This is a genomic window from Streptococcus sp. HMSC071D03 (assembly GCF_001812125.1).
GTDB classification, from domain to species: domain Bacteria; phylum Bacillota; class Bacilli; order Lactobacillales; family Streptococcaceae; genus Streptococcus; species Streptococcus pseudopneumoniae_N.
Genome location: NZ_KV807778.1, coordinates 7,272 through 12,033, shown reverse-complemented (window position 1 = coordinate 12,033; position 4,762 = coordinate 7,272). Strand labels below are relative to the sequence as shown.

The following is a 4,762-nucleotide window of genomic DNA, read 5'->3' as shown; positions in this document are numbered from 1 at the left end:
AACCTGGTGTTACTGTTTGAGCCTTAGCTGTTGGAGTGTATTTATCAGCGTCCTTAGCTGTTGGAGTAACAAGATATGCTGCTGCAACCTTATCTGTTGACTTATCAGGATAAGTGATGGTAAGGTTCCCTTTTTCATCCACACTGTATGTCGCATTTGCTGGAAGACTTGGGTTAGCAGTTTTAACTGAGTCGATGATCTTGTTCTTTTCATCTTCACTAACCTTGTTAGGATCTGCAACATCTACTTTTGTATCTGCAACTGCTGGTTCATACTTCTTAGATGACTCAAGGACCGTGATTTTAATTCTATTCGTCGTAGATTGTCCTTTTTTATTTTTAAGAAGGAAAGTGGTAACATAATCACCTGCTGGGTGGTTTGAGGCAACTGTACCAGCAAATTTATTCTTAACATCCTTAGTATGTATTACTGTTCCAGCACTTTTGAAATAATTTCCTTCTGGGTATACTCCATATAGGTTCTTAGGGAAGTCACTTGCAAAAAACGTTTGTATCTCAGACGACGATGCTCCGATAACATCAATATTAACTGAATCTCCAGGGTAAACTGTAACATGAGACTTAGAAACTAAAAGCTGTAAAGAATTAGTCCCAGTCCTAACAACCCCGTTTTCAGTCAATGGTGTTTTTGTAACCGTAATCGGTGTACTCTTAGCTGACTCTGTTCCACCTGCTGGTGTTGAAGTAGCTGTAATTTCTCCTTCAGGAAGGCTGTTTGTAGGGTGAACAGTTGCTACACCTTTGTCGTTAGCTACAGCTTCACCAATCACAACGCCATCTTTGTTGTAAAGTTTAACAGTTGAACCTGCTGGTGCTTTAACTGTTACATCAGCTGGCGTACTTGCTTTACCTGCCAAGTCATTGACAATTTCTGGGGCTGTAGTTGCGCTATCTACTGCTGGAGTGTTTGGTTTTGATGGTTCTGGTTGTGGTTGTGGTTGTGGCGCTGGAGTCTCTTCTTGTGGAGCTGCTTCAACGTTACGTTTTTGCCATCCTTGAAGACTTGAGTAGCTACCTTCTTGCATGTTAGAGATAACTTGAGCTGTTGTTCCAGCTTTCATATCTTTGTTCAAGGTCAAGTTGATTGTTGAGTAGAACTTACCATCTTCACTTAAAGCAACGCTTGCAATAGCACTGCTTGAAGAGTTTACTTGCCATTTACCTGGAACAGCATCACGTTTGAGTCCAACTTCTTGCGCCTTGCCATCAGCGTCCGTGAATTGGAAGTAAGCTGCTCCTGCATCGTGTGGTACTTTCAAGGTAACATTTTTTTCACCTTGAACAAGATTATTTTTTTGCTGAGACTTGTCTGATGGGACAATTTCTGAGTGACCTAGAGATACATTTACATCTGTATCAGCACTTTCTACACCATTAACGGTTTGGCTTACGCTAATTTTATCTGCAGAAACTAACTGTGCACCACCAGTAACATTGCTATTCAAACCAAGATCAAGTGGGAATGACCACTGTCCGTTTCCTGCAACTTGGACTCGTCTAGAAATTTTACCATTTACCTTGATATTGATGATAGCACCTGGTTTTCCTGTACCTGTCAAGACTGTATCGGTAGAAGCTATAGTAGGCACTGTAATCGTGTCATTTGTTTGGGTGTAAGTGTTGTTGACTCCTGGTTTTGGGGCAAGTCTTGATGAAAGATTGATACCGACTGCTGGGAAATCCGAAGTACGAGCATCAACAATCGTTGCATCTGGACCATTTAACCCGCGGTTTTCAAGCGTTACTCTCGCAGGAGCTGTTGCAAAACGAGCAAACAGATTGTGTTTGGTCCCTTTAGTCACTACTCTATAAGTAAGCGAATCAGGAACTCCTCCACCAATTAATTTATAATGAGATCCCAATGCTTTATTATTGCTCATAGCAGGGAGGTTTTTGAAAGATTTATTGATGTAATCCTCTCCATCCAGTCTTCCAGCCTTCGGACCACGATCTATGACAGTAATACTTTCGATGGTATCATCTGATGCGACCAACAATCCAGCAGATTGGTTAGTCTTCTTATTCGGTATAACACCGATTGTCCAAGTTGTTTTGTCTCCATCAACACTGTAGTGAACTGATTGAAACTGCTTGACACCCGCACCAGAAAATTCACCTTCAGCGAGTGAGCCGTCAACTGAACGGTATGCTGCACGTGAACTTAGATCACGTTTCCCTCTTGAACGGACTGGTTCAGCTGGTGCGACTGTTTCAGTTGCCACTTCGGTTGCTTCTTCAGCTTTAGCTTCAGTGGCTACTGCTGTTGCTTTTTCTTCTTTGATAGCAAGTTGAGCTACTGCCTCTTTGAGACTAGCGACTGCTGTATCCACTTGGTCTTGGCTAGCTTCTGCATTTGCCAAAACATTTTGTGCTTGTTCAAGTGCTGTGTTCAAGCGAGAAAGAGAGTCTTCTGTCTTTCCTGCTTTGTCCAAGCCTTTTACTTCTTCGACCAACTGGGTCAAAGCTTCTTTGTTAGCTGTTTTAGCAGTAGTGTTTTCCGCTACCACTGCTTTTTCAACTGTTGCTGGCTGAGTCTCTGCTACAGCAGCAGGAGCTTCATAAGTCCCCGTTTCTCCACCATATCCAGGCTTAGCCTCTTTAGCTTTTGAGCCACTCTCAACTGTAGATTCCGATGCTGTTTCTGCATGGACCGTTTGAGTAGCTAAGCTAGCTCCGACCGCAAAAACAAGCGAACAACCAAAAAGGAAATGTTTTCCTTTTTTAATCATACGCCAGTTCTTCTGCTCTGCATTTTTACGATTAAAATACATTCTTATCTCCTATTTATTTTTTATTAGAGTCGCATGTGTTTTACATACGTTACTATTATAAAATATGGTATCAACATAGTCAAGTCTTTTGTTCGTTTTAGAAAAAAAAAAAACATTCGATACAAATCATTTCCAAATTTTCGATTTTTTTAGTAAAATTATTATAAAAATTGATAATTTATAAACGAATTTTAAAAATTTTTTCCGAAAACATGCTATAATAGAAAAAAGCCCTGATAATTTTTTTATCTTTTTTTGTTTATAATACATTATATTTTCAAGGAGTATTTTCTATGAGAGAACTATTATCTCACAAAGAACAGAGACAATTAAAAATTCTAGAATACTTATTTGAGAACCAAGAATGGATTCATATTGACACCTTGGCTGATATTCTAGATTTGAATGGACGCATCATCAAAAGCGATATCAAAGAAATGCGCGAGCAACTTTCTTGTTTTGATATTCTATCATCAACCGCTGGTATCATACTGACGAACGAACATAATTTTGGTATTGAGCGAATTTATAGACACGTTTTGCAAGAGTCTGTTAATTTTCAGGTACTCAGAGCTTTCTTCCTATTAGAAGAACCATTTACTTTCGAGCACCTAGTTCAAACGCTTAACATTTCTCTTCCCTCACTTCGTAAGAAGGTTGCTGAAATCAATAATATTCTGCAGTCAAAATATAAATTCAAGCTCAAGGTGACGCCTATTTCAATTATTGGAGACGAAAGAGACATTCGCTTCTTTTTTGCCCAGTATTTCCATGAAGCCTATGGTTTCTTCAAATGGCCATTTCATCTGTCTTCTGAAGATGTAGAGGAACTTGTGACTTTTCTTGTCAAGGTAACAGGCTATCCCATCACCTACCAAAATATGTTTCAGCTGAAGACACAAATTGCAGTCAATCTCCATCGAGTAAAGATTTTACCGAGACCTAAAGAGGAAATCGAGTTTGACCCTCTTCGCCCTATTTTTAGTCAACTTTCAAACTTCCAGCAGGAATTGCAATCTCTTGGTGATCGTCTTGGAATCACACTCGATTTTACAACTATTGACCAAATTTTCAGCTCCTATACTCAAGAGGGGATTTTCTTCACGGTCGAGGATTTCCTAGAGGCGCGGAAAGACAATGAGAAAGTCGATCACTCCTATCACTCAGCTCGAGATGTCCTAGACAATCTTACCCGACAGTTTGATGTCCACTTTTCAAATACCGATCAATTGATTTGGCACTTGCATAACACTGCATTTCTAGAACGTCAAGAAATCAACTCAGAATCTATCATTTCTCATAACAAATCTTATGCACTGAATAAGATTAAAAAGTTCTTCCCAGATTTTTACGAAGCAGCTAGTTTTGAAATGATGCGCTATAAGTCTAGCTTGGGACAAAAGGAGCAGCTTCACGCTGTAATCCATCTAGTCTATACTCTTTTAACCCACGCAACTGATCTAATGGAACAACTCCTAAAGCACCAAACCAAGGTTCGTGTTCTTGTTTTGAGTGAGTTTGACTTTGCCCATCCTCAGGCTTTGATTTCACTCTATCAATTTTACACCTCTAGAAACATCCACTTTGAAACATGGGATAAAGCGACACTAAATGTCAATGAAATCATGGAAGCGGGTTACGATGCCATCATTACCAACTTTGATATTGAAGGATTAGTTCATCCGAAACTTATGAACGTCGGTCGCATGGCTAATCTACAAGTCGTCAATGAACTCAATACTCTTTCCATTAGTAAACTTTAAAAAAGCCTCTGTTTTATAACCAAGTAAGCAGACTAAAACATATACAAACGCATAATGTCAGTTATCTTAAAAACTTGATATTATGCGTTTTTATACTCTTCGAAAATCTCTTCAAACCGCGTCAACGTCCATCTGCAACCTCAAAGCAGTGCTTTGAGCTGACTTTATCAGTTTTATCCACAACCTCAAAACAGTGTTTTGAGCAACC

At 39.5% G+C, this 4,762-nt stretch carries 1 protein-coding gene and 1 pseudogene; one reads left to right on the top strand and one right to left on the bottom strand.

The window, feature by feature from the left end; all coding sequences use genetic code 11:
- Positions 1-2,791, bottom strand: a pseudogene (locus HMPREF2837_RS07065) (hypothetical protein); the annotation flags it as partial.
- A 293-nt stretch (positions 2,792-3,084) separates the two neighbouring features.
- Here HMPREF2837_RS07065 and HMPREF2837_RS07060 point away from each other — a divergent pair.
- Positions 3,085-4,554: an AcpB/EbpR/MafR family transcriptional regulator gene (locus HMPREF2837_RS07060; RefSeq protein ID WP_075230764.1), complete on the top strand. Its 1,470-nt coding sequence runs from the start codon at positions 3,085-3,087 to the stop codon at positions 4,552-4,554.
- Positions 4,555-4,762 lie beyond the last annotated feature (208 nt).

Excerpts from the sequence above, each read along its gene's own strand:
- HMPREF2837_RS07060 (WP_075230764.1), top strand. The coding sequence starts at position 3,085 with ATGAGAGAACTATTATCTCACAAAGAACAGAGACAATTAAAAATTCTA.